Here is a 25,415-nt window from a genome sequence, read left to right as displayed (position 1 = left end):
CCTTTCTTTTAAAATTCTACATTAATTATCCAAGTACAGCCAAAACGTCACTCTGACGCATCATCAGATATTTAACGCCTTCATATTCAATCTCGGTACCGGAATATTTACCATACAGTACAGTATCACCAACCTTCAAGACCATTTCTTCATCTTTTGTTCCATGGCCTACTGCAACAACTTCACCCTGCAACGGTTTTTCTTTTGCTGTATCCGGAATAATGATACCACCTATTGTTTTTTCTTCTGCAGGAGCCGGAAGAATCAAAACTCTATCTGCTAATGGTTTAATGTTCATAGTGCTTTATATTTAATTGTTATTATTCTACATATTCACTTGCCTTACGCAAGCGCAAGAAATATAACTAAAACCATGCCAAAACAACAGGACTGACAAAATGACGGTTTTTTACTGACATATATCCTTTTTAACTGACATATCATAAAACTACAATCAAAAGATTTCTTTATATTTGCCAACCATTCTTTTCAACACATAAAATATATGGAAACTATTTATTTCATTATAAGCATCATTATAGGAGCTGTAGCAGGATATCTGCTGGCATCCCGAAAATGCGGAATCCTAAAGTCACAACTGGAACTACAGCAGAACCATACCCAAGAACTGCTTAAAAACGAACAGCAAAATGCACAAACTCTCCTTAACCACGAAAAACAAGAAAAAACGATTCTTCAGCAAAAGACAGAAGAACAAAACCGGCTGCTGATGGACAGTCAGCAACGTATCGGGACATTACTTACTGAAAACAAGAACCTTGCAGACAAGCTCAACCATCAGAAAGAAGAGATTGAAAATCTGCACAAACAGTTCCATCTTGAATTCGAACACATGGCCGATAAGATTTTCCAGCAGAAGGCAGAAACATTCAACAGACTCAGTACAGAAAGTCTGACCAACCTGCTGAAGCCTTTCGGAGAGAATCTGAAAGACTTCAGACATCAGGTAGAAGAGGTTTACGACAAGGAATCGAAACAACGTTTTTCACTGGAAGACCGGATCAAGGAACTGGTACAGCTCAACAAACAAATCAGTGACGACGCCAATAATCTGACCCGCGCCCTGAAAGGAGAATCAAAAACACAAGGAAATTGGGGAGAAATGATTTTGGAAACAATTCTTGAAAACTCCGGATTACGTGAAGGAGAAGAATATTTCCGACAAGAATTCCTGAAAAATGAAAACGGGGAACCTATACGCAATGATCAGGGGCAACGTCTGCAGCCAGATGTACTTGTCGTATATCCAGATAACCGACAAGTCATCATAGATTCTAAAGTTTCACTGACAGCTTACGCTAATTATGTAGGAACAGACGACAAATCCCAGAAGGAACAGTTCCTGAAAGCCCATCTGGCCTCTATCAGAACACATATTGATGAACTCAGCCAAAAAGACTATTCAAAATATGATGTTTCATCACTCGACTTCGTCATGATGTTCATTCCCAATGAACCGGCATACGTCCTGGCACTGCAAAATGACCCGAACCTATGGAATTACGCCTACCAGAAAAAAGTCGTCCTTATGAGCCCGACAAACCTGATTGCAGCTCTCAGACTCGCCCTCGATTTATGGAAACGCGAATACCAGGAGAAAAATATCCAGGAAATAGTAAACAGAGGTACATCTCTCTATGAAAAGCTGGTCAGTTTTACCGATACATTCCTGAAAATAGGCGATAACCTGCGAACAGCCTCAACAGCCTATGAAACGGCTCTAAACCAATTGTCGGAAGGAAAAGGCAATGTAATCCGACAAGCCGAAATGCTGAAAGAACTAGGTATAACTCCGAAAAAGAAGTTTGCCTCCCGACTGCAGGATAAAAATACAGCAGATAATATATCAGATAAAAATATGCCTACTCAATCTGTATAACTATATATGAACAAAAAGGAAGATTCCGCCTGTGCACGACAAGCATGAATCTTCCTTTTCTTATTCTTATATTTATAAAAGCTTCAGTTCACCAGTAAATATATCTATCTCCTCAGACCACCAAGGTCCGATACCGATGCATGTCTTGGTTTCCACTCCATGAAACTCCGTTAATCCGGCATCTTCAATCATTGAAACAGGTATAGACGGATTTTCTTTCCGGATACGCTCATATAATGAAACAAGTTCTTCTTCCGATTCTACATACAAGCAAATCTTGGCATACATGCCATTCAGCCATTCGGCCAATGGAGAATCCTCACCATATGTCAGCCTATAAGTCACCTTTCCTTCTTTTTCAGTACATGAAAAAAGTGACAGCAAAACGTCGACCGAAGCATGAGCTCCCTGCGCAATCATCTTACCCTTCCGCATGTTCAGATCCTTGCGCATTACAATAACCTGCTTTACATTACGCGGTTTCATCTGCATTATCCTTTAACGGCAGCAACCAATTCTTCCGGTGTAACCATTGACTGTTCACCATTTCCCATATTCTTCAGCGTAAGTTTACCCTCCTTCATTTCGTCTTCTCCTACAATAGCGACAAACGGAATCATTTTACTGTTGGCATAACTCATCTGTTTCTTCATCTTGGTACTGTCCGGATAGATTTCGGCCCGGATACCAGCCGCACGGACCTTAGCCAATACAGGCAATACATAAGCAGCTTCTGCTTCACCGAAATTGACAAACAACAGTTGGGTCGCATTTACAGATTCCTTCGGATACAGATCCAACTGGTTCAATACATCATAAATACGGTCGGCACCAAAAGAAATGCCTACCCCCGACATACCATCCATACCGAAGACACCTGTCAAGTTGTCATAACGGCCACCTCCACTGATACTGCCTATCTGTACATCCAAAGCCTTCACTTCAAAAATAGCCCCTGTATAATAGTTCAGTCCACGTGCCAAAGTAAGATCAAGTTCAACTTCCGATTTAACATCTAAAGAAGCTACGGTATTCAAGATAAATTCGCTTTCTTCAACGCCCTTCAAACCAATTTCACTGGTAGCAAGTACATTCTTCAACGTTTGAAGTTTCTCATCATTCGATCCTTTCAGCATGATAATCGGCTGCAACTTATCTATAGCTTCCTGCGGAATACCTTTTGAAGCCAATTCTGCATTCACATTATCAAGCCCTATCTTATCCAGTTTATCAATCGCCACCGTTATGTCTACAATCTTATCAGCCTCACCGATAATTTCAGCTATACCTGTCAAGATTTTACGGTTATTGATCTTTATAGCCACCCGGATACCGAATTTATTAAATACGGTATCAATCATCTGTACCAGTTCCACCTCATTCAATAACGAATTACTACCTACCACATCGGCATCACACTGATAGAATTCACGGTAACGGCCTTTCTGAGGACGGTCGGCACGCCAAACCGGCTGGATCTGGAAACGTTTGAAAGGGAAACTGATTTCATCACGATGCATTACCACATAACGGGCAAAAGGCACTGTCAGGTCATAGCGTAACCCCTTCTCACAGAATTTGCTTGCTAGCTTAGCTGCATTACGACTCAACAATTCTTCATCGGTCAACCCCGAAAAATAATCTCCCGAATTCTGAATCTTGAACAACAGTTTATCTCCTTCATCTCCATATTTTCCCATCAATGTCGACAGATTTTCCATCGCCGGCGTCTCTATCTGCTGGAATCCATAGAGATAAAACACTTCACGGATCGTATTGAATATATAATTACGTTTCGCCATTTCTACCGGCGAAAAATCCCTCGTACCTTTAGGTATACTTGGTTTTGTTGCCATAATGAATCATCTTTTATTTTTTACCGCACAAAGTTACGGAAAAATTTCAATAAAAAACCAACCGTCCCATAATAGAACGATTGGTCTATACATATTTATCCGCTACAAGAATTACTCTCGACGATTCGTATAAATCATTATATAGTAAACCAGTGTCGCCAATGAACTCAATGCAGCCACCACATAAGTATATGCGGCCGACTTTAATGCATCCTGAGCCTGTTTATGATTAAATGCATTGGTGATACCTGCATTGCTCAACCAAACCAAAGCTCTACGACTCGCATCAATTTCCACCGGCAAGGTTACGAAACTGAACAAGGTTGTCATGGCAAACAGACAGATTCCGATAAGCAGCAGTTGAGGAAACACATTTACCAAAAAAATACCGGCCAACAAGACCCATGAAACAATAGATGAAGAAAACTGCACCACCGGTACCAAAGCCGAACGGAGCTGTAACGGTCCATAGGCACGGGCATGTTGTACAGCATGCCCACATTCATGAGCGGCGACTGCGGCTGCTGCTACGCTACAATTATTATAGACCCCCTCACTCAAGTTCACGGTCTTGTTCGTAGGGTTATAATGGTCGGTCAACATCCCTTGAGTACTTGTCACCCTCACATCATAAATACCATTATCACGAAGCATCTTCTCTGCAATCTCACGTCCAGTCATACCATTGGCCAGAGGTATCTTTGAATATTTCTCAAACTTACTGTTCAGACTTGACTGTACGATATAACTGACAATAGCGATGACAATAAATAAAATCCAATACATATTATCCAGATTACTTAATTATAAATATCACTTAATTTGTTATTAAAAGTACAAATACTTTGCCAAAAGTAAATAAAAAAATAAAACTACGTCCAATGTCAGCCATTTTTGACGATTATTAAGTTTCCCCTGATATACTTTTATAATATTATAATTAAGATAACACCAGGCTTGACAACCAATCCCTTAGCAAAAGAGGAGAAGATTTCTTTTCATTTTTTCTCAAAACATTTGGCCAATTCAAAATAAATATCTACCTTTGCACTCGCAATCAAGAAATGATGCACAAAGGATTGATTCGCTAGCTCAGCAGGTAGAGCACAACACTTTTAATGTTGGGGTCTTGGGTTCGAGCCCCAAGCGGATCACCAAAAGAAAAGCCAAAAGGCGACAACAAAAAGACAAGTCCTACAAAATCAATATTTTGTGGGACTTTTTTTATTGCCTTTTGGCTATCCTAACCGCCACTAAAAGGTCACTGACAGACAAAAAATAGTGGCTTATTCGTACCCCTGACAAAATCTTCAAAAAAGGGGTACGATTTGACTGAAAATGGCGAAATGTTGTCGGGAATTGGCGACCCTGCATTTATCTCATTATGAGTTAATAAAAGTAGTTTTGTAACTTAAAACAATGAGGTATGAAATCAACATTTCGAGTATTGTTTTTCCTGAAACGAGACAAAGTAAAAAAGAATGGTAATATGCCTATTATGGCACGTATTACCATTGACGGAAAATTAGTTCAATTCAACACCAAACTTGAAGTTAATCCTAAGAACTGGTCTGCACAAACAGGAAAAGTAACTGGCAGAGGGTCAGAATTTACCCGCATTAATGAAATGCTGGATAGCATCAAGGCGACCTTACACAGACACTATCAAACCATTTTAGAACGGGATGGCTATGTAACAGCAGAGAAAGTACGCAACATCTTTTTAGGCAAGGAGGAAAAGGCTAAGACCCTATTGCAAGTGTTCGCACAGCATAACGAACAATATGCGCTGAAAGTTGGGAAAACAACCACACAAAAAACATATACCCGTTATGAACTCACTAAAAATCGTCTTGCAGAATATATCCACAATAAATATAATTTGGAAGACATTACCTTTCGGGAAATAAATGTAGTGTTCATTGAGGGTTTTTACTTGTTTATCCGAGAAAATTATCCGTGTACCCACAATACAGCCATGAAGTTTATACAGCGGTTTAGGACTGTTGTTCTGTTTGCCCACAACTTGGGACTGATTACTTTTAATCCATTCGGGGCATATAAACTGAAATTTGAGTATGTAGAAAGAGATTTTCTTGAACAGGCAGAATTAGACCGCATATATCAAAAAACTTTTGCTAGCAAGCGGCTGGAGCAGGTGCGTGATATGTTCATTTTTAGCTGTTATACTGGCTTGTCGTATGTGGATGTGTGCGAGTTGCGGGCAGAGAACATAAAGGTTTCCTTTGACGGTAACCTGTGGATAATCAAGAAAAGGCACAAGACAAACGTAACGTCCAATATCCGTCTGTTGGATATTCCCAAAGCCATCTTGCAGAAATATGACGGGAAATTGCCTGACGGCAAAATTCTCCCGATAATCAGCAACCAAAAGATGAACGATTACTTAAAAGAAATCGCAACGGTGTGCGGCATAAACAAGAAAATCACCTATCATGTTGCTCGCCATAGTTTTGCGACCCTCAGTATCAGTTACGGCGTACCCATTGAGAGCGTTTCCAAGATGTTGGGACACACAAACATCAGAACCACACAAATTTACGCTAAAATCATCGACACGAAACTGAGTGCCGACATGGATATGTTCGCCCAAAGGCTAAATGAAAGGAAAACAAGCGTTTAATCACAATAAAATCTTGAAGTTTATGGATTTGCAGGTCATTCAAAACAAAATCTTTGAAGTCAGGGGTTGCCGGGTGATGCTTGACTTCCATTTGGCGGAACTTTACCAAGTAGAGACACGAGCCTTGAAACAGGCGGTCAAACGCAACATCGGTCGTTTTCCATCCGACTTTATGTTTATCCTCTCGAAAGAGGAAGCCAACTTATTGTTATCCATAGGGGTATCACAAAATGTGATACCCCCTGATTACAACTTTGGCGCAGCCTTGCCTATGGCTTTCACCGAACAGGGCGTAGCCATGCTTTCATCCGTATTGCGTAGCCAGACCGCCATCGAAGTGAATATTTCCATTATGCGGGCATTTGTCCTTATGCGTCAGATGGTAATTGGTTATGAAGAACTGCTAAAACGTATTGAGGAACTGGAAGTAAGTACCGATGCCCAGTTCAACGAATTGTATCAAGCCCTTACACAGCTTCTGAGCCAGTCGCAGCAGCAGAGAGAACGCCGTCCGATTGGTTTTGCTACCTATAATCGTTCAGGAAACAAATAGGTAACGATTTCGGTAATAAATCTCTCATTTATCGAGTAGTATTAAGCTACTCGATATTTTTACACAATTTATACAACCATAAGTATAAATACTATTATACGTCATTTCAATTATCTCGGGAGAAATTATTCTGATTTTATAACCAACAAAAATGATTCCATAGTACCTATAATTTCATTCTTGATATTTAATGAGAAAATTTCATTATTATAGGTATAGTTATTTTGAGTAATTATATTATGTGGTACTTTTAATGAAAGTAATCTGAGTATATTAAATACACATTCTTGAAACTTTAATATTGCATAATCTCGTTCATTTGGTGATAATATTGATAAAGATAACTCTAATTGATGGATATATAATTCTTCTCCTTGTAATGATAGAACTAAATTAGAAAGCCAATCTTTCTTGATGGATAAATAGTTGGTTATACAATAAAACTCATTTGATCCTTCAATTTTTTTCCATTCACTTAATTCTCCTAATTGCAATTTTGAGAACGCTTTACGGCAGTCATCTATATTGTTAAATAGTTCAATTTTCATTTTGCTAATGTTTGAATAATTAATATATAATGGAACTCGTACTGCTTCTTTGAAAAAACTTTTATAATTAGTTGTATTCTGGTATGCAAGAAATGAAATTTTATTATTTATTCGATTAATACGTTTTAGGCTTAAACATCCATAATATAGAATATAAAATTTAATTCTATATCTTTCATATTTATTTTTATGCCTAAACATAACATTAATAGCAACAAATATCTTCTCATAGTTTATATATAATGCTAATAACCAATAATAAGGAATAAATAAAATTGTCAGAATTATAGGCAGCATTAGCTGTTGGGAAATATCTATCCAATTAATAGAATCAAATCCTATAATAGCTTTGTAAAATGCAAATCCTAAATAAACTATTCCAATGATAGACAGTAATATATTTAAACACGAATACACCTTGTGATAATCTTGCCCATTCTTTATATAATACTCAGAATACGCACTAAGTGCAGTTGTGAAAACAATAATTGGAAGCATTATTAGCTCAATAGCCAAACTAAATGAATATAAATTTATTATGAATTGCACAATGGCAGTAACTGTAATATTACTTTTAATTAGACCAGTAAAATAACTAAAATTCTTTATATTTATTAGGGTAAATGCAGTAGCTAATGCAGAAAATAACAACCATATAATAGTATCCTTCAAAAGACATATCCTCCAAATATTTGTTAAATAAAGCAGTAGAACAATAATAAAAGCATAAATAATTAAAGTAATATATACAATTACCAATTTAAGAGCAAATGCAGATGTTATAATTCTTTTCAAATAGCATCTCCATTTATCTTTAATCAGAGAATATACTAATACAATAATTAGCCAAATAAGTAATGCTAATTCTCTATTTGAGAAAAAACTTAAACTATGTATCATTTTTGTTTAAGATTCTTTGTTATTTCATTTAATTGACCTCTCAATAATTCCTGAATATCTATTTGGTCTTGGATTTTAATTTTTTCTTCTAAAGGAGATGAAAAAGGGCCTGTATAAAAAGTATGTTTTTTTATGGGGTATCCATATCTATTGATTAAATAAGTATTTGAAAATCCTAATTTTATAGCATTATCATAAGAATAAAAATGAAAAATGAAAAATCTATTTTCCCTAAGTGATTGAGGAAATCCGTACACAATTGCAGAGTAATCAATTATTATTGGTATTGCAAAAGTTCCCAATGTAACTACAGAGTCTTTAGTTTCTAAAAACTTGTACAGATAATTTTCAGCTAACTGTTCTAAATAATGTTTGCTTACTTTAATAGGTTTAGTATTGACTAATATTGGTTCTTCTAGGATACTACATGGGAATGTTATACGCATACTTTGTATTTCAGAATTATCATTATTTAAGCTAAAAGACAATTCAAGTGAATCTATGTTTTCTTCGATGGCTGGCGTATTAATCATCATGTCTTTATTAATTTCGTATTCAAGGCTCTGTTTTGATGTATTGTAGGATAAATAACTAACAAAGAGAGCAATTATAGATATAATTATAGGCAATACAGATGTGATAAGTTTAATTATTTTTCTCATAAAAGATTCATTTTTTTGCAAATATAGTAATTATCAAATACTTAATATAAAAGTAGCCTGTCTCTTTAGTAATATGTCTTTATTAGAAAAATAGTGTAACATGCTTATAATGTTTATCTAATTCCAATCGGCACATTCCCCGAAACGCCAGCGGTGCATGGCATCGCAGACTGTTTTTTCGTGAAAAGAGCCTTTGGAAACCCGCACAAGAGTATCGTAAGGTGAACTCCCGACACACTTGTTTTTCCCGCCCGCATAGGCAATTCCCTAATGGACTGAATGGGGAACAAGAACTTTTTCCCTGTTTCCCAACCTGTAAATCTTCCTCATTAAGCAGTCCTCCAGCCGGGAGGTCGTTTTTATCATTTCAATAGACAAAGGTAGTTACGTGTTCTTCACGGGTTTGCAAGGTCAAGCCTTTTCAGGTTTGGCGAAAAAATCTTCCCTGCGACATTCGTTGCGAGGTATTTTTTCCACAAAACCCTGCAAACTCTAAACACTGCCCTTTTAAGCCTATGTGAAACGAAAACGACCGACCCGACCGGAAGACGCATAAAAAAAAAGTCAGATTTACGGGAAACAGGAAAAAAGTTCAGTGAAACTTCAACTCCCTCACCTCTCAAATCCGCATAAAATTAAAAACTTAAAAATTACAGGATATGGAAGCAGCAACATTATCGGAAGCAAGAGTTTATGTAGGCACTTATGGCAAGTACAACAACGGTTCATTGTTCGGGGCATGGCTTGACCTGTCGGACTATTCGGACAAGGAAGATTTTTACGAAGCCTGCCGGGAGCTTCACAAGGACGAGGAAGATGCGGAGTATATGTTTCAGGACTGGGAGAACGTACCGGAAAACCTAATCGGCGAAAGCTGGATTTCCGAGAACTTCTTCACCTTGCGGGATGCGGTGGAAAAGTTGGGCGACACCGAACAGGAAGCCTTTTTCGTGTGGTGCAACTACAAAAGCCATGATTTGAGCGAGGAAGATGTGGACGACCTTGTACGGGACTTTCAGGACGAATATCAGGGACAATATGACGATGAAGAAGATTTCGCCTACCAAATCGTGGAAGAATGTTACGACCTGCCGGAGTTCGCAAAAACCTATTTCGACTACAAACAGTTTGCCCGTGATTTGTTCATGTGCGACTACTGGTTTGATGACGGGTTTGTATTCCGGGCGGCTTAAACGACCATTCGGGCGGGGTTAAAAGCCCTGCCCGCATAAACAGAGAAACGATGAAACGGAAAAGCACTTATAAAATCATCCTGCGGGTGTTATTGTTCTGCCTTGTGTGGCGGCTCGCCTGCACAGCCGGAGCAATCACGGCGGTAACGGCATATCTTGTATTTCGTGCCGTCTGTTTCCTGCTCCGGGTCTGCCTGTCGGCGTTTTATGCGTTGTGCGTGGCTCTGCTTTTCCTGCTGTTGCTTTCCCTACTGAGTATATAACGAATAAAAAACCAGAATATCATGCAATCATTGAACAGAAACGGGGTGAGCATCACCCAAGCACCGGGAGAGGAAAAGTTTGTAAAATACTGTCCGGTCGCATTCAAGGGACGGATATTTTACCAGTACGACTACCGCCACACGGACGGGGAACTGTTTTCCACAGTGGCTAAAACGCTGGCAGAGTGCCGCCACAGGCGGGATAAATGGATAGAAAAGAAAGAACAGGGTAATAACAGATAAATTTTAAGTGTATGAAAACGACAGAAGTAAACAAGAACCTAATCGGCAGACGTTGCGAGTGTATTTTTACGGGCATGATGGTAACGGGCGTTATCGAGGACATCGAGGAAAACAAGTATTCTGTAAACGTGAAAGTGGGTTTCGATGAACCGCAGCAGTGGGGCGATGATTTGTATACGGAAGATTGGGCATGGGGACGCAAGACGGACGAGTTCGGCACGCTGCATCATTTGCGACTGTTGGCAGACGAACCGGACTTTCAGACGATGACAGTAGTTTTCAGTGAGCCTATCAGCCAGATAGACCGCAGCGTTTTTGAAGATGTTTCCACTTGGGGCGTTTCTTCTTTGCAAGGTTGGATAAACAGCTATGAAAGTGTCAGGTTTTTAGCCATAAACGACCATACGGCGGTCATAACGGGAGAATACAACTTTGAACAGGTAAAGGTGTGGTTAGAGAAAAATATACCCATACAGAGTCTTAAAATCAGTTGATACAAAGGCGGCAGAAATGCCGCCGCTACTTTCTTTCATGAGCCATTGGCGAAAAATGAAAGTAGCCAAAGAAACCCGACCATGTTCCCTAATAAAAAACCACCCACCGAAAATATCGGCTGGTGGTTAATGATTTTAATCTCGTTTTATAGGCAATTCTTCACCTAATCCTACTCTAAAGGCTTCTTGCAACTCATCTAAGTATCTAATACCAACTTGCATTATCCCCGATTGAGTTCTATATGCCAATGCAGGCTGTCCGTTATCAAAAATAACAGCAGAACTATCATTGATAATAAAAGAAGATAACGTTTTATCAGATTTCTGCCAACCAAAGCTTTCACAATTTAACTGATTAATCTCTATTCTCCGAATAGAAGCATAATTAACTGGTAATTCATAATTGTCGAATTTAACATCAGTATCGTTAAAATCGACTACTTCCCCTAATATTAATCCGTATTCATTGCTACTGAAAAAGCCAAAGCAATTTCCTTTTTTTACGTTCAGTATTAATCTATTATCCATATTATTATATATAAAATTAAATACTTTACGAATTTACTGAATTGGAGAATACCAAACAAATTGTTTCATAGTTTTTTCGTGTAGTTATTCTTTTCCGTTGTCGTTGTTGAAACTGAATGAAACCTGCTGCATCTGCCCGAAGCTGTCGATGATATAGATGTCAATCGTCTGCTGGTCGGTCGATGCCGATGTGTAGTAGAGCCGGAACGTTTCTTTCTCCAGCGGGTACAGGTCATTGGGCAGGAACACCGTACCGTTATCCATTTCCAGCTTTCCTTTGCCGTCAGGCTGGAAATAGCGTATCTGGTAGGTCGTAGGCTGGTAGTCGCCGCCACGCACCAGTTGGCAGCGTATTTCGGCTGTTTCGCCCACTTTCAGTTTCTTGGGTACGGGCAGCGTTTCCACCGTGAACGGGTAAGCCTGCTGAATGTCCAAGCTGTCATTACAGGCGGTTACAAGCACGAGGGCGGCCACGATGTAGCAGCCCACGATGATTTTATACATTACATTCTTCATATACATTATTATATAGCGGTCAGTTGATAATGAATTTCAGTCCCATGCCTACCTGCGTGTGGAACTTGCCGATGTCCGAGCCGAACAGCATACGTTCCCTCGCATTGACGAGCAGCACCACCCGGTCGGTCAGGTAGGTTTCCAGTTCCAGCGTGAGCGCACCGCCGTAGATGAAACAGTCCTTGTCCAGCAGCGTAGCCCCGTCCGGCAGCAGCTTGTCGCCCCGGTTGCTCGTTTCATACCCGGCGAGAGCCGACAGCCCCAGCGAGAGGAAAAAGGTCTTTCGCCTGTCCGAAAGGAATTTCAGGTAATAGCCGCCCTCCGCCGTGAACTGTTCTACCGGAATGCGCATATCCTTGTAGTCATACTTCTTATGCAGGTATTCCCCGCCAATCACCCAGCGGTTGGCGTTCTTGGTATAGACGCTGTATGCCGCCCCGAAATGACAGGCAAAATCCGTGTCGGAGTTCCAATGTACCCCGTCCGCCATGCCCGCCGTTACCTGCAAGGCTTTCATGCCCGGAAGGTATCTTTGCGCGTGTGCCTGGTTCAAATGCAGGCACAGCGCAAAGAGTGTCATTATAAAAAAGATGTGTTTCTTCATTCCCTACTTTATTTTCAGTTCGTTTATCACTTCGGCGTTCACGATGTCGGCATTCTCCACCCGTATGGTCTGATGCCGACCGCCGTTCTTCTCGTAAAGCTCCACCAGCAGCAGCTTGTCGTCCGGGATGGTGAACTTCTGCAGGGCGTACACCGTCCGGACAGTGCTTTTCCCGGCAATCTCTATCACCTCGTTGTAGCTGCGTACCGCATCCAGTACCGTTTCCTGAATAGCCGTACGTTTGGGCACTTTCTTATCGACAATCTTAAACTTGATGAAGTCCGTGTCGAAAGGCACGTTGGAACTGTTCTTCGTCTGCGTATGCACGTAAAGCATCCCGTTATAGGTGTAAATCCCCTTGATTAAGAACTGTATGCCGAAACGCTTGCTGCCCAAGTGTCGCACTTTACGGTCATTGTTCTTGTAGATGCTCTGCATTATCAGTTTTACCAGCAGCGGGCTTTCATTTCCCAGTTCCCGGAAATAGATGTTCATGCGGGTATGCGAAAAGTCGGACGTATCTTCATTTTCCAAGAAGTCCTTCATTTCGATGTTGAGCATTTCCGGCTCACGGGCATACTTGGCGTTGAATGAATAGAAGCTGCCGTCCTCGCAGATGACGGAGAAGTTCGTTTCTCCCGGAAAGCCCTCTGTCGTGGCTTTCACCCTGATTACGTTTTCCGCACCGTCAGCCTTGCCCGCTATGATGTGGTTGCTCCCCAAATCTACATAGCGGACGGCGGAGGGGAAAATGATATGCACCGTCTTGGCGAAAGTCACTTCCACGCCGTAGGGCGTTACCATTTGTCGGTAAGGCAGCTTTCGGGTGATACCCCGGTACAAGTCGTTGCCTGCCGCATACTTCACCGTGTCGGTTTCCTGTGCGTTTGCCGCACACACGCCCAGCAGGAGGGCGCACATTACAAAAATCTGTTTCATCGTTAATTGGAAATTTTAGTGGTTTGTCAAATGATTATTGCTGTTTGGCGTAAAGCATCACCCTGTACCCGGCTTTCAGCTTCACTTTCACGGTTCGGAACTTCTTGGCAAGGTAACCGGACGCACCCTGCATCAGCCCCCTTGTAACGTCCATCGCCACCTGTTGCCCGGCGTTCTGCGTAAAGGAAATGCTTGTACCCAGCCCGCTGCCGATATTCGCCATCGCCTCGTTGAAGGCTTCCTGCTCCATCGAGGACGGGACGGAAAGCCCCTTTTGCCCGTCCGTGTCGAACACGGCGAGTTCCACCGGGATGATGTTTCCCGCATACTCTATCGAGGACACCAGTATGTCGAGACGTTCGCCCTGTACCTTTGCCGTGCCCGCCACAAGGGTATTCTTCGGGATGATGATGCTGCCCGCCTGCATGGGTTCAAGCAGTCGGAGTTTTACCGCCTGCCCGTCCGTCAGCGTCTGGTCTTGATGGATGCAGGCGGCTATCGTGTTCCTGCCCATTGCGTAACCCGTTCCTACCGCCGTGTTGAAGCCGTAGTTGCGTGGCTGGCTGTAAGCACGGATAAAATCGGCATCGCTCATGGGCTGTTGTAGCCCTGAAACGGCGTTGTCCCGTACTGCCTGCACGGACACTGCTTCCGGCTTCTTTTCGATGTCGCCCACGACTGGCACTTGTGCCGCCTGCCTGTCGCCGCCTGCATATTTGGCGGCAAGCTCGTATGACTTTTCCAATAGAGCCATCTGTTCGTCAGCGGTGGGCGTGGCTTCCCGCTGACGTTCCAGCTTTTCGGTCAGTTCAGCCACCTGCCGTTTCAAGTCCTCTTTTTCCCTGTCCTCCGGGGGCGTTTCATAGAACGTGCTCAACTGGCGGTTGATGTCCCGGTAGGCGGTCGCCGAGGAAGAAGCGCCGCCGCCCCGCACGGGCTTCGGATCTTCTTCCGGCATCAGTCCGACTTCCGCCTGCGGTTCTTCCGTTTCATCGTCCCCTATGAAACCGAAGTCCTGAAGGGATTGTATTCTGTCCTGCCGTTTCCGGCTTATCATCGCCTGCTCGTAGGCGGTCTGCTTGTCCGCTATAATCCCGTCCTCTGCGGGCAGCGGGATGTCGGCATTGAAACCGCCCACGCTTTCCGTTTCCGCTTTCTCCTTGCCGGAGGGGGCGAATATCAGGTACATGCACCCTGCAAAGGCGAGGAACATCAGCGGGAAGACTATCATTTTCCTGCGCCGCTGCACCTCTTTCGGGGAAAGTTCCCGTTTGGGCTTCTTCTCCTTTTCGGGCTGTCTGCCCGGTTCATTTTTCTGTACTTCTTCCATATTCAGGTCTGTTTGTTAAATTGATACTGTCGTTACCGTGCAGCGGGAACTGCCGGATGTGTTCGATTTGCAGCCTTTGCCCGTCCCGTTTCCCGATGCTGTAAATGGACGAAACGGTGATATAGAGGGACAAGCCGCCGAACAGGGCGGACATTACGAGGATGACCGCCAGCCGCTTGCCCGGCGTGATACGCCCGCACAGGCGGCACAGGCGTTCATCCGCCCAGTCCCGCACCGTTTCAATGTAATTTCGCTTCCTCTCCATAAGGCTATCGTTTAATGGTTTGCAAATCCCTGTTCTCGTCAATCGTGAACGCTTCCATGATGAAGCCGTGCGGGTTGTTGTCGCTCCGTGTGGCGTTCAGGAGCCTGCACGTGGTGACAAGGCTTCTGACCGTCAGGCTACTTTCCCGGACAATAAGCTGCCGGGCATAGGTTCTCACCTTGTAGGGGTACTGGTTGAAGTCACATTTCACGCTGTCAATCTCCACCGTCTGGTTGATGTTGCCCGAAATGATACGGTTGTAGTAGCCCTTTTCCGACAAGTCCTTGTAGTAGTTGAACGCACTCCTGTCGGCGAGGAACAGGGAGCGTTTGATGTTTCCCTCGATGGCGTCCTTGTCGGGCGAGAGCGTGAAAAAGAGTTCGTGGAAACGCTTCACGTGCGATTTCGCTTCAATTGGTCTGTTCTGCGCCATGTCCTGCGAGAGAGCCAGCATCAGGCTCTTGCCGTTGTCGAGGACGTATATCTTCTGCCGCTGCTTTTCGGCGAAGCTGTACGAGTTCCACACGGCAAAGCCCGTGACCAGTGCGCACAGGCAGATGAATACCAGCGCAAAGAGCCGGATTTGCCGGAAGCTCGTTTCGATGTTCGTCAATGACTTGAATTCCATATTCTAAAAATTGAAGTTGGTTATTTGAGAAGTTTTCCTGCAATCTTTCCGGTTGCCGCACCTGCCGCCGCACCCGTGAGTGCGCCCGCACGTGTCAGGTTGCGGTTGTATGCGGTTGTACCCCCGGCTGACACAATCCAGCCTGCCACAGTCGGAACGGTAAAGTAGCCCACGATGCCGATAATCATAAAGATTACATACACGGTACTGCTCCCGTCCGGTATGAAGTTCGGGTCGGAAAGCTGCTCGATGTCCTTCTGGAGCATCAGTGTCTGTATGCGTGCCAGCACGCTGCTGAACAAGTCCGACACGGGAAGCCACAGGTAAATCGAGATATAGCGTGAAATCCACTGGGTCAGCGTGCTTTGGAAACCGTCATAGACGGAAAGGGCGAACGCCAGCGGACCCAGTATCGAGAGCACTATCAGGAAGAAAGTGCGCAGCGTGTCGATAATTAGCCCCGCCGCCTGAAAGAGTATTTCCAGCAGTTCCCTGAACCAGTCCCGGACGGATTTCTTGATGTTGTATGCCGCCCTGTCCATGTACATGCCCGTCATGGTAACCATGTCGGAGGGCGACCAGCCCAGTTCCTCCAGTTGCCTGTCAAATTCCTCGTCCGAAGCGAGGTATGCCGTTTCCGGGCTTCGCATCAGGGCTTCGTACTCCAGCCTGTCTTTCTGTGCCCGGTACTCGTTCATGTCGAAGGTCTGCGTTTCCATAAGCTGGCTGCATCCTTTCACAATCGGCGACAGCACCGTGTTGATAGTCCCCAGCACGAACGTGGGGAAGAACATGATGCACAGCCCCAGCGCAAATGGGCGTAGAAGCGGGTAAACGTCTATGGCTTCCGCCCGTGCGAGCGACTGCCATACCTTGGCGGCTACATAGAACAGCGCACCCAGCCCGGCTATCCCTTTGGCTACCCCAGTCATGTTACCGCACAGGGGCATCATTTCGTCATACAGCACCCGCAGCACTTGGTGCAGGTTGTTAAAATCCACTGCTAACAACATAGGCATGTCCGTTTGATGTTACCAGTAGCGTTCATCCGCCGAGCCGTAGAGAGCCAGCACCCGGTCGGTGTCGTTCTTTTTCTTTGCCCGCAGGTAGGACACGGAAATGTTCTTGCGGGTGTAGTAGTTCACGAGATTGCGGTAGTTCATCAGGCTTCGGTAGGCATTATCGATGATTGCCAGCCGTTCGGCATCCGTCAGCGACATGCCCGTGATGTTCACGACATTTTTCAAGTCCTGAAGCACGTCCGAACTCTCGTCCAGCAGCATGGCATAGCCGGAGGATATGGTCGCCAGCTCGTCCGCCGTGAAATACGGGTCGGCGAGCATGATTTGGTAGTTCCTGACGTAGATTTCGGAGATTTCCGCCACCAGTTCGATGCTTTTCTTCACCTTGATACCGCCCTTGACGACATCATGCACGGATTTGAGCGCATCGTAATAGGCTTTCCCCTGCTGGAAAATCTTCTGCGTTTCCAGAAAGCCGTTCAGGGTGTTGGCTTTCGTCCCCGCCGTTTCCACAATCTGTTTGGCGGTGTTGATGATGCCCTGAGCCAAGTTGCCGGGGTCTGACACCACCCACTGGGCGGATGCCCTGCCCATGAAGCACAGGCATACCGCCATAAGAAGAATCGTTCTTTTCATCATTTTTTGTTTTTAGGATTTGTAACACGCCTGTATTCGCCGCCGGGCAGGAGCGTTATCCGGTCGTTCTTTTTGTCGTAGGTGAACTGTATGCCGAAGCCTGTTTCAATGAACAGGCAGCCGTTCCGCTCTGTCACCGGATAAGTCGTTTCCAGTACCCTGCCCCTGACATTCGCTTTACGGGTGACGGTGTATCTGCCGTCCGTTTCCGTGAGTGTGAAAGCCGGGTGTCCCCTGACGTGTACCCAGTCGCCCCGCATCCTTTCCAGTTCCTTGCTTTCACTGTCCTTGCAGCCAGCCAGCAGGCAGGCGGACAGCAGCGTGTAAATCAGATTGTCCATTAATTTCATATCGTTTATTTTTAGGTGGTTGATAATCCGGGATTTCTTTTGCTCTCCGCAAGCCGTTTGACAGCCACTTCAAGGTTGCCGCCCAGCTTGTCGGCAAGGGCGAACAGTTCCGTTTTCTCGCTTTCTTCGGTCGTGTACGTGTAATATTCCTCCAGCGAAACTTCCGTTGCGTACACCGCCGACTGCGTGCCGCCCAGCGAGAAGAACACTTCCTTGTACTTCCGTCCGGGATGGTTTGCCATGTTGATGGACAATATTTGCGAACGTTCCTTGTCGGTCAGTCCCAAGAGGTTCTGTATGCTGTCGAACTTGTTGAGATATTTCCTTTGGTCTAACAGAATCTTGCAGTCCGAATTGTTGATGATGCTCTCTTTCACGATAGGCGAGGAAATAATATCCTCCACTTCCTGCGTTACCACAATCGCTTCCCCGAAATACTTTCGGACGGTTTTGTACAAATATTTTATGTAGTCCGCCATGTTCGCCGACGCTATCGCTTTCCACGCTTCTTCAATCAGGATTAATTTTCTTATTCCCTTCAATTTGCGCATCTTGTTTATAAAGGCTTCCATGATGATGATGGTCGTTATCGGGAACAGTATCTTGTGGTCTTTGATATTGTCCAGCTCGAAGACAATAAAGCGTTTGTGCAGCAAGTCCAGTTCCTTGTCGGAGTTGAGCAGGTAGTCATACTCGCCGCCCTTGTAATAGGGTTCAAGCACGTTCAGGAAGCCGTCAATGTCAAAGTCCTTTTCCCTGACATTCTTCCGTTCAAGCTGTCGGCGGTATTCGTCCCGGACAAACTCGTAGAACGTGTTGAAGCAGGGTGTTACCGACCTGTCGCCCGTGATACGTTCTATATAGGCACTTACCGCATTGGACAACGCTACTTCTTCCGACCGCTTCGGGGCTTCATCGTCCCGCTTCCACAGGGTGAGTATAAGGGTCTTGATACTCTCTTTCTTTTCGATGTCGAATACCCCGTCCTCGACATAGAACGGGTTGAACGCTATCGGGTTCTCGTTGGTGTAGGTGAAATAAATCCCGTCCTCGCCGTGCGTGCGGTTGTGGATAAGCTGGCACAGCCCCAAATAGCTGTTGCCCGTATCTACCAGCAGCACGTGCGCCCCCTGCTCGTAATACTGGCGTACCATGTGGTTGGTGAAGAAAGACTTCCCGCTGCCGCTCGGCCCAAGTATGAACTTGTTGCGGTTGGTCGTGATGCCTTTCTTCATGGGCAGGTCTGATATGTCGATGTGCAGCGGTCGCCCGCTCACCCTGTCCACCATTTTGATGCCGAAGGGCGAAAGCGAACTCTTGTAGTTCGTTTCTTCCACGAACAGGCAGAGAGCCTGCCCCAAGAACGTGTAGAAACTTTCTTCCGCCGGGAAGTCCCCCTCGTTGCCCGGTATGCCCGCCCAAAAGAGCGTGGGCGTATCGACCGTGTTGTGGCGTGGCTTGCATTCCATCAGGGCAAGCTGGCTTCCCACATCGTTGCGTATGCGTTTGAGTTCCTCCCGGTCATCGCTCCAAGCCATGACGTTGCAGTGGCAGCGCACGGAAACAAGCCCCTTGCTGTGCGCTTCGTTCAGGTACTCGTCTATCCATTCCTTGTTTATCTGGTTGGCACGGGAGTAGCGGGAAAGCGACTGCATGTTCCGGGCGGTCTGCTCGAACGTTTTCAGGTTTTCGGCATGGTCGTCTATGAAGATGTATTGGTTATAGACGTGGTTGCACGACAGCAGCACGCCCACCGGGGCGGCGAATGACAGGCGGCAGTCGCTCCGGTCGGTGGACAGCTTTTCAAACCGTGTGTCCGTACCGACCTTTTCCGGCAAATCTTCCACGTCCGAAAGCGTGTGCAGGCACAGTATGTCGTCCCCGACACGCATTTCTTCCGGGTAAAGCCCGATGTCTTTCAGGCAGGTGGTATCTGTCTGCGAGAGCGAGAAATATTTCTCGATGATGCCAGCCTTTCCGTCCTGCCCGGTGATTTCCGGTGCCGCTAGCCGGGTAAGCGTGACAAACCCGCTGTCGTTCATGATCCTCTCGAACTGTCCGACCGCTTCGATGAATTTCATAACCGTTTCTCTGTCCGCAATCTCCTGCGGAACAATCCTGCCCCGGCAGAGGGTGGAGAAGTCGCTCTGTCTGCGGCTTCTCTCCCTTGTCGTCTTTGTCAGGAACAGGTAGCAGTAATGGTTCAGGAACGGGCGTTCATTGAAATGCCGTTCAAAACTCCGGGACAGGAAACTGAGTTCGTCCTTTTCCGTGTCGGGCTGGTAGCTCTCCTTGATGAAGAAGTCCTGCTTGTGTACGATGGAATAGTCGGGCAGTACCTTGATTGCCTTGTACCATGCCGAATGTATGGCTTCATATTCGGCACTGGTAACGGTGAACAGTTCGGGCAGTTCCACCCGGAAAGCCACCGTTATGTCGGCATCCTTTGAAATGATGCAGCCGTTCTCCACCGCCAAAAGGGGAAATTTCCTTTCCAGCGTGGTAGCCTTTAACATATTCCTCATGGTCTTTCTTCCTTTCTTTTTTTATAGGTGAATAATCTGGGTATCGCCTTTCGGCTGATGATGAAGCGGGGATGTCTTTTGCGGGCGGCAGCTTTCATCAGTCCGTGCGTGCCGTACTTGGCGTTGAGCCGGAACGTCTGCCATACGAGCAGCAGCGAAGCCGACACGATGAAACCGATACATAGCCACTGGTTCACGCCTGCCATGAACAGGACAATGAACACCACGAACACGGCGAGTAAGCCGCCCGCAAAGATGAAAAGGTACTGGCTTTTCAGCCCCTTGAACTCCACCGGCTTCCCGATACCCCTGTTTACCGGATATTCAGACATAGCCGCCGTTTTAGAGGAAGAACGAACGCAGGATAGTGGCGGCGACAATCAGGAAGATGCACGCCCCGAACCAGCTTGCGGCGGTCTTGCTGGTATCGGGGTCACCGCTTGAGAACTTGTTATACACTTTTACACCGCCAATCAAGCCGCAGACCGCCCCGATTGCGTACACCAGCTTTGTTCCGGGGTCGAAGTAGCTGGTTATCATGTTGGTGGCTTCGGTAATGCCCGCCTGTCCGTTACCTTGTGCGTAGGCACTTACCACAGCGGCAAGGAGAGCCGCCGACAAAAAGATTTTCTTTTTCATTGCGAATTGGATTTTAATGCCGGGACAGCGGGTGGATAGTCCGCTGTCGCACGGCGGATGAATAATTTGAAATTTTAGTGGTTGCGGCACGGATGCCGTCTGTTGGTGTCAGTATTTCCAATCAACCGTAATCACGTTGCTTCATATCGTTACTTGTTATGTTACAGATACTCGTTCATGTCGAACGCTTCGTATTCCCCGCTGGTATTGCCAGTTCCGGCGGGAGCAGCCGCAGCCAGTTCCGCTTCGTTGCGTCCCAGCAGTTCCGCCACCTTTGCCAGCCCGCCGTTGATGTTCTCCACCACCGCATCGTAGAGGTTCGTCCCATCAATCCGTGCCAGCGTCACGGCGGCTTGCCGCTGTTCCGCTTCGGTGGAGTTGTCGGCGTTCGCCGTGCGTACCGTTTCGCCCAGTTCCTCAAAGCTCACGCCCGCAGCCCTGCCCGTATCATCGTCCCCGTCCATGTACCCGGATATTTCTTCGTCCTCGTAATCGGGTTCGTCATCCCCGTAGTCGGGCGTTTCGTCCGGCTGTCCGGCAGCTTGCGCCGCAAAAATAGTATCATTTTCAGCCGCTTGCGGGAGGTGTCCCGATTTGTCCTGCACTGTCCCGATTAGTCCACCCTTGTAGCGGCTCTCGCCTATCAGCGTGTAGCCGTCCGCCTGACTTTCGGGAACGGTTTTATCATTTGTTCCCTTTTCGGAACGCCTGTTGTCCGCATGGCGATACCACAGCCACAGGGCGATATAGTACACCAGAAGCCCGGTAAGTATGCAATAGGTTACCATAGTCAGACAGGCTTTTGGAAGTGGCTTTCGTACAAGGCGTTTATCTCGTCTTGGTACTGTTCGAAGTGCCGCAGCAGAATATTTTCCACGTAGCTGCTTACCGTCACCTTGCGCCCGCCTATCACCGTCACGATACGCATCAGTTTCTCGTGGGTGGCTCGGCTCACGTACAAGGGTTGTCGGTCTGCCAGTTCCACTTTCTGGAAGTAGGTTTCCCGGTAGTCGCCCGTGCAACCCTTGCGCCTGCGGGGTGTCGGTTTCTCCATCCGTACCGTTTCCGTCTGTTGTCCCTCTTGGGGGATGCCCGTTTCGCCGCCGGGGTTCGGTATGTCCTCCGGCTGCTTGTCCTGCTTGGCGGGAACACCCTGCGAGATAAGTTCCCGCATGAAATCCTCGTCTATTTTCGGCAGAGTGCCGTTTTGCTTTGCCATATCATTGTAATTTAATGTAATACATCATTTCTGTTATCAGTTTTTCCAAGTTGCTGCCCCTTACCAGCGGGCGGCTGGCGGGAAAGAGCGTGGAGCGGAACACCGCTTTCCTGTCCGTTACCAGTTCTTTTTTGTAGCGTTTGGTGTCTGGGATAAAGGTTTTCATCAGCGGCAGTTCCAGTTCCTTTATCGTTTTGTCATAGGCGGCATAGAGGTCGGTTTTCTCCCGACCGTCCACCATGTTCCAGAAGAGGTACAGCCCGGCAAGTCGGCAGGCTTCATTCCTCACCAGCAGCTTTTGGATAGCCACCGCAAACGACAGGCTGCTTTCAAGAACCACCTTATCGGCGGAAATCGGGGTGAAGATATAGTCCATGCCCGCAAGGGAGTTTATCACGCCCTCGCTGTTCACCGTGCCCGGCAGGTCAAAAAACACGATGTCCGGCACGTGTCCGGCTTCTGCCGTATATCCGTCAGCCGTGGCTATCGCCTTTTCGGGCGAACTGCACAGCACCGGGTAGGCTTTCTTCCCCAGACGGGTGAACTGTTCATACGCCATACGCTTGTAATCCTCGTCCGCCCCGACCTGTTCGGCATCCCGCTTGCGCATCCCGGCAATGGAGTGTTGCGGGTAGTCGCAATCGACTACCGCCACATCGTAGCCTTTGAGGTAATAGAGATAACTCGCCGCAAGCACGGTAAAGGTGGTTTTGCCGACCCCGCCCTTCTGGGTGGAAAAGGCGACATAAAGGGGTGTTTTCTTGTTTTCCATATTGCTTCCGTTCATTATTGGTTGATATATTTGTTTATTGCTTCCAATCATTCGGGCTTTCCATATTGCAGGCTTGAAATATGGCAAGACTGCTTTATTTCAATCTTGTTTTCCTGCTTTCATTCTTTCTTGAAATCCTGCTTTCAACCGTTCTTGCCTGATTGAAATGTGTCTTTCAATCTTGAAATCTTATGCAAATAAAAGGAGAAAAAACGTCCGTTTTTAGATGTGTCCCGATTTGTCCTTTCGTGTCCCAGTTTGTCCACCAACTGCCTATTTTACAGCATTATAAATCACCGTTACTTTGCAGCGGAGTAACGAGCCGCAAGGGGTAAAGACGTGTAACGGTGCTGGTGGACGGCAGGGCTTGCCGCCTGATGCAGACCCCAATCCGTCCCGGACGGATTTTCGATTTTCGCCAGAAAATAGCAAGGTGTGTTTCGTGGCACACGAAACCGTTTTCCGTGCCTGAAAACGCCTTGCCCCTTACGGGGGTAAAAACCACTCCGAAGTCGTGATTTTTTAATTCAAGGAAGTATGGAAACAAGGAAAAACAGCAAGGGCGGTCGCCCCGCCCTCCAAGACCCGGCGAAACATCGCCATGTACTTTACCTGAACGACCGGGAGAACGCCCGCTTCCTCTCGCAGTGGGAGCAGTCGGGCGTTTCGAGCAAGTCCCGTTTCATCGCCGCACGTATCTTCGGCGAGCCGTTCCGGGTGGTGAAAGTGGACAAGTCGGCGGTCGAGTATTGCGCCCGACTGACCGAATTTTATGCACAATTCAGAGCGGTTGCGGTCAATTACAACCAAGTGGTAAAGGCTCTAAATAGTAACTTTTCGGAGAAAAAGGCACTGGCTTTTCTCTATAAACTGGAGAAAGCGACTACCGAACTGGCTATGTTGAACCGTCAGGTTATCGACCTGACAAACGAGTGCAGGGAACTATGGTTGCCAAAATAAGTACGGGAAGTTCCATGTTCGGCGCACTGGCATACAATCAGGAAAAGGTGGACAACGGGGAAGCAAAGGTGCTTTTCTCCAATAAAATGCTGTTGGACGAGGACGGGCATTCCAGCATCGGCGGGTGTATGCGCAGCTTTGAAATGCAGATGCCCGTCCATTTGTCCACCAAGAAGCCGATATTGCACATTTCCATAAACCCGCACCCGGAAGACGTGCTTTCAGACCAGCAGTTGTCTGACATCGCACGGGAGTATATGCGGAAGTTGGGCTATGGCGACCAGCCTTATTTGGTCTATAAACACGAGGACATCGACCGCCACCATATCCACATCGTGGGCTTACGGGTGGACGAAAACGGCAAGCCGCTGAATGACAGGTTCGAGCACCGGAGAAGCAAGCAGATTACCCGTGAACTGGAACGGAAATACAACCTGCATCCGGCGGAGAGAAAGGAGCGTGCCGAACGCCCCGAACTTAAAAAGGTCGATTACGCAGCCGGGGACGTGAAGCACCAGATTGGCAATACTGTGAAAGCGGCTTGTTACGGCTACCGCTTCCAGTCGTTCGGGGAGTACAGGGCGTTGCTTGCCACCTGCAACGTGTGCGCCGAGGAAGTCAAGGGGGAAATAAACGGCAGACCCTATCAGGGCATTGTCTATTCCGCCACGGACGATAAGGGCGAAAAGGTGGGTAACCCGGTAAAGGCATCCCGCATCGGCAAGTCGGTGGGCTACGAAGCGGTGCTGTGCAGGATGGAGAAATCGGGCAAGACGATTAAGGACGGGAAGCTGAAAGAGCGTACCCGGAAGATTGTCGCCGCAGCCATGCAGACCGCCCGTAACCGACAAAAGTTTGAACAGGAACTGAAACGGCAGGGCATTGACGTGGTGTTCCGGCAGAACGACAGCGGGCGCATCTATGGCGTTACGTTCATCGACCACGACAGCCGGGTGGTATTGAACGGTTCACGTTTGGGCAAGGAGTTTTCGGCGAACGTGTTCAATGACCAGTATTCGGATGCCCAAACGGGACAGACCGAAAGCGTTGCTCCGCAGCGGGGACAAGGGCAGGACTTCACGCAGCAGCCGCATACGGCGGCACGGCTTCCGGTCAGCGGACTGGGCGGGTTGTTCGGCGGATCTTCCATAGGAGAAGAACCGCCGCAGGACACCGCCGGGCAAAAGAGAAAGAAGAAAAAGAAGCGCACAAGACGCATCGAATAA

The 25,415-nt window shown here is 46.5% G+C and carries 31 protein-coding genes and 1 tRNA gene; 10 read left to right on the top strand and 22 right to left on the bottom strand.

What is annotated here, in order from left to right; genetic code table 11:
• Positions 1-25 precede the first annotated feature (25 nt).
• Positions 26-298, bottom strand: coding sequence for a co-chaperone GroES (locus BQ7489_RS13915; protein WP_007562047.1), 273 nt, complete (start codon positions 296-298; stop codon positions 26-28).
• A gap of 207 nt (positions 299-505) precedes the next feature.
• Here BQ7489_RS13915 and BQ7489_RS13910 point away from each other — a divergent pair, with 207 nt between their 5' ends.
• The gene (locus BQ7489_RS13910; protein ID WP_072531544.1) at positions 506-1,900 is read left to right on the top strand and encodes a DNA recombination protein RmuC; all 1,395 of its coding nucleotides are present in this window, start codon (positions 506-508) and stop codon (positions 1,898-1,900) included.
• A 72-nt stretch (positions 1,901-1,972) separates the two neighbouring features.
• On the opposite strand, the gene pth2 is transcribed toward BQ7489_RS13910, so the two are convergent.
• The 3 genes from pth2 to BQ7489_RS13895 all read right to left on the bottom strand — a co-directional run bounded on the left by pth2 (position 1,973) and on the right by BQ7489_RS13895 (position 4,542).
• Complete coding sequence (pth2, locus tag BQ7489_RS13905) at positions 1,973-2,386, bottom strand: aminoacyl-tRNA hydrolase (RefSeq protein ID WP_072532199.1); 414 nt, start codon at positions 2,384-2,386, stop codon at positions 1,973-1,975.
• A gap of 5 nt (positions 2,387-2,391) precedes the next feature.
• Entirely contained in the window at positions 2,392-3,756 is a 1,365-nt protein-coding gene (hisS, locus tag BQ7489_RS13900) for a histidine--tRNA ligase (RefSeq protein WP_072531543.1), read from the bottom strand.
• A 111-nt stretch (positions 3,757-3,867) separates the two neighbouring features.
• Positions 3,868-4,542, bottom strand: coding sequence for a zinc metallopeptidase (locus BQ7489_RS13895; RefSeq protein WP_072531542.1), 675 nt, complete (start codon positions 4,540-4,542; stop codon positions 3,868-3,870).
• Between the two features lie 295 nt (positions 4,543-4,837).
• On the opposite strand from BQ7489_RS13895, the gene BQ7489_RS13890 reads away from it, so the two are divergent.
• From BQ7489_RS13890 to BQ7489_RS13880, 3 genes are all read left to right on the top strand, one after another.
• Positions 4,838-4,913 (top strand) — tRNA-Lys (locus BQ7489_RS13890).
• 269 nt (positions 4,914-5,182) lie between these two features.
• Positions 5,183-6,400 carry a site-specific integrase gene (locus BQ7489_RS13885; protein WP_072531541.1) on the top strand — a complete coding sequence of 406 codons (1,218 nt, stop codon included), beginning with the start codon at positions 5,183-5,185 and terminating at the stop codon, positions 6,398-6,400.
• Positions 6,401-6,422: 22 nt separating this feature from the next.
• On the top strand, positions 6,423-6,953 hold the full coding sequence (locus BQ7489_RS13880) for an ORF6N domain-containing protein (protein ID WP_072531538.1): 531 nt from the start codon (positions 6,423-6,425) through the stop codon (positions 6,951-6,953).
• A gap of 125 nt (positions 6,954-7,078) precedes the next feature.
• Here the strand turns inward: BQ7489_RS13880 and BQ7489_RS13875 are convergent, their stop codons facing one another.
• Complete coding sequence (locus tag BQ7489_RS13875; protein ID WP_072531536.1) at positions 7,079-8,401, bottom strand: hypothetical protein; 1,323 nt, start codon at positions 8,399-8,401, stop codon at positions 7,079-7,081.
• The gene (locus tag BQ7489_RS13870; RefSeq protein ID WP_072531534.1) at positions 8,398-9,063 is read right to left on the bottom strand and encodes a hypothetical protein; all 666 of its coding nucleotides are present in this window, start codon (positions 9,061-9,063) and stop codon (positions 8,398-8,400) included. The genes BQ7489_RS13875 and BQ7489_RS13870 overlap by 4 nt, the downstream gene beginning before the upstream one ends.
• 659 nt (positions 9,064-9,722) lie before the next feature.
• On the opposite strand from BQ7489_RS13870, the gene BQ7489_RS13855 reads away from it, so the two are divergent.
• Genes BQ7489_RS13855 through BQ7489_RS13840 form a run of 4 tightly spaced genes read left to right on the top strand, consistent with a single transcriptional unit; the run spans position 9,723 to position 11,256 of the window.
• Positions 9,723-10,256 (top strand): antirestriction protein ArdA, encoded by a 534-nt coding sequence (locus BQ7489_RS13855; RefSeq protein WP_072531530.1) that lies wholly within the window; start codon positions 9,723-9,725, stop codon positions 10,254-10,256.
• A gap of 50 nt (positions 10,257-10,306) precedes the next feature.
• Positions 10,307-10,519, top strand: a complete 213-nt coding sequence (locus BQ7489_RS13850; protein WP_072531528.1) for a hypothetical protein — start codon at positions 10,307-10,309, stop codon at positions 10,517-10,519.
• 21 nt (positions 10,520-10,540) lie between these two features.
• Positions 10,541-10,762, top strand: coding sequence for a DUF3873 domain-containing protein (locus BQ7489_RS13845; RefSeq protein WP_072531526.1), 222 nt, complete (start codon positions 10,541-10,543; stop codon positions 10,760-10,762).
• An 11-nt stretch (positions 10,763-10,773) separates the two neighbouring features.
• A complete protein-coding gene (locus tag BQ7489_RS13840) occupies positions 10,774-11,256 on the top strand; it encodes a DUF7258 domain-containing protein (RefSeq protein WP_072531524.1) in 483 nt (160 codons plus the stop codon).
• A gap of 135 nt (positions 11,257-11,391) precedes the next feature.
• Here BQ7489_RS13840 and BQ7489_RS13835 read toward each other — a convergent pair whose 3' ends face one another.
• The 16 genes from BQ7489_RS13835 to BQ7489_RS13760 all read right to left on the bottom strand — a co-directional run bounded on the left by BQ7489_RS13835 (position 11,392) and on the right by BQ7489_RS13760 (position 23,244).
• Positions 11,392-11,784 carry a hypothetical protein gene (locus BQ7489_RS13835; RefSeq protein WP_072531522.1) on the bottom strand — a complete coding sequence of 131 codons (393 nt, stop codon included), beginning with the start codon at positions 11,782-11,784 and terminating at the stop codon, positions 11,392-11,394.
• An 84-nt stretch (positions 11,785-11,868) separates the two neighbouring features.
• Positions 11,869-12,306, bottom strand: coding sequence for a DUF3872 domain-containing protein (locus BQ7489_RS13830; RefSeq protein ID WP_072531520.1), 438 nt, complete (start codon positions 12,304-12,306; stop codon positions 11,869-11,871).
• A gap of 13 nt (positions 12,307-12,319) precedes the next feature.
• Entirely contained in the window at positions 12,320-12,904 is a 585-nt protein-coding gene (locus tag BQ7489_RS13825) for a conjugal transfer protein TraO (RefSeq protein WP_072531518.1), read from the bottom strand.
• A 3-nt stretch (positions 12,905-12,907) separates the two neighbouring features.
• Positions 12,908-13,843 (bottom strand): conjugative transposon protein TraN, encoded by a 936-nt coding sequence (gene traN / locus BQ7489_RS13820; protein WP_072531515.1) that lies wholly within the window; start codon positions 13,841-13,843, stop codon positions 12,908-12,910.
• A 34-nt stretch (positions 13,844-13,877) separates the two neighbouring features.
• Positions 13,878-15,173: a conjugative transposon protein TraM gene (gene traM, locus BQ7489_RS13815; protein ID WP_072531513.1), complete on the bottom strand. Its 1,296-nt coding sequence runs from the start codon at positions 15,171-15,173 to the stop codon at positions 13,878-13,880.
• A complete protein-coding gene (locus tag BQ7489_RS13810) occupies positions 15,151-15,438 on the bottom strand; it encodes a TraL conjugative transposon family protein (RefSeq protein ID WP_072531511.1) in 288 nt (95 codons plus the stop codon). Before BQ7489_RS13810 ends, traM begins: the two co-directional genes overlap by 23 nt.
• 4 nt (positions 15,439-15,442) lie before the next feature.
• Positions 15,443-16,066 (bottom strand): conjugative transposon protein TraK, encoded by a 624-nt coding sequence (traK, locus tag BQ7489_RS13805; protein ID WP_068856486.1) that lies wholly within the window; start codon positions 16,064-16,066, stop codon positions 15,443-15,445.
• Positions 16,067-16,086: 20 nt separating this feature from the next.
• Positions 16,087-17,079 (bottom strand): conjugative transposon protein TraJ, encoded by a 993-nt coding sequence (traJ, locus tag BQ7489_RS13800; protein WP_113745267.1) that lies wholly within the window; start codon positions 17,077-17,079, stop codon positions 16,087-16,089.
• Between the two features lie 18 nt (positions 17,080-17,097).
• Positions 17,098-17,724, bottom strand: coding sequence for a DUF4141 domain-containing protein (locus BQ7489_RS13795; RefSeq protein ID WP_068856518.1), 627 nt, complete (start codon positions 17,722-17,724; stop codon positions 17,098-17,100).
• The gene (locus BQ7489_RS13790; RefSeq protein ID WP_072531507.1) at positions 17,724-18,074 is read right to left on the bottom strand and encodes a DUF3876 domain-containing protein; all 351 of its coding nucleotides are present in this window, start codon (positions 18,072-18,074) and stop codon (positions 17,724-17,726) included. Before BQ7489_RS13790 ends, BQ7489_RS13795 begins: the two co-directional genes overlap by 1 nt.
• Positions 18,075-18,085: 11 nt before the next feature.
• Entirely contained in the window at positions 18,086-20,599 is a 2,514-nt protein-coding gene (locus BQ7489_RS13785) for a TraG family conjugative transposon ATPase (RefSeq protein WP_072531506.1), read from the bottom strand.
• Positions 20,596-20,931 carry a DUF4133 domain-containing protein gene (locus BQ7489_RS13780; protein ID WP_072531505.1) on the bottom strand — a complete coding sequence of 112 codons (336 nt, stop codon included), beginning with the start codon at positions 20,929-20,931 and terminating at the stop codon, positions 20,596-20,598. Before BQ7489_RS13780 ends, BQ7489_RS13785 begins: the two co-directional genes overlap by 4 nt.
• Positions 20,932-20,941: 10 nt before the next feature.
• The gene (locus BQ7489_RS13775; protein ID WP_072531504.1) at positions 20,942-21,238 is read right to left on the bottom strand and encodes a DUF4134 domain-containing protein; all 297 of its coding nucleotides are present in this window, start codon (positions 21,236-21,238) and stop codon (positions 20,942-20,944) included.
• Between the two features lie 161 nt (positions 21,239-21,399).
• A complete protein-coding gene (locus tag BQ7489_RS13770) occupies positions 21,400-22,026 on the bottom strand; it encodes a hypothetical protein (protein ID WP_072531503.1) in 627 nt (208 codons plus the stop codon).
• A 2-nt stretch (positions 22,027-22,028) separates the two neighbouring features.
• Positions 22,029-22,457 (bottom strand): DUF3408 domain-containing protein, encoded by a 429-nt coding sequence (locus BQ7489_RS13765; RefSeq protein ID WP_072531502.1) that lies wholly within the window; start codon positions 22,455-22,457, stop codon positions 22,029-22,031.
• 1 nt (position 22,458) lies between these two features.
• Positions 22,459-23,244, bottom strand: coding sequence for a ParA family protein (locus BQ7489_RS13760; protein ID WP_072531500.1), 786 nt, complete (start codon positions 23,242-23,244; stop codon positions 22,459-22,461).
• A 522-nt stretch (positions 23,245-23,766) separates the two neighbouring features.
• Between BQ7489_RS13760 and mobA the strand changes: the two genes are divergently transcribed.
• Positions 23,767-24,189, top strand: coding sequence for a conjugal transfer protein MobA (mobA, locus tag BQ7489_RS13755; protein ID WP_068856495.1), 423 nt, complete (start codon positions 23,767-23,769; stop codon positions 24,187-24,189).
• Positions 24,174-25,415 (top strand): conjugal transfer protein MobB, encoded by a 1,242-nt coding sequence (gene mobB, locus BQ7489_RS13750; protein ID WP_072531498.1) that lies wholly within the window; start codon positions 24,174-24,176, stop codon positions 25,413-25,415. Before mobA ends, mobB begins: the two co-directional genes overlap by 16 nt.

It is taken from the genome of Bacteroides ilei (assembly GCF_900128495.1).
GTDB classification, from domain to species: Bacteria; Bacteroidota; Bacteroidia; order Bacteroidales; family Bacteroidaceae; genus Phocaeicola; species Phocaeicola ilei.
The sequence above is the reverse complement of the archived record's forward strand: the minus strand, read 5'-3'. Positions and strand labels throughout refer to the sequence as shown.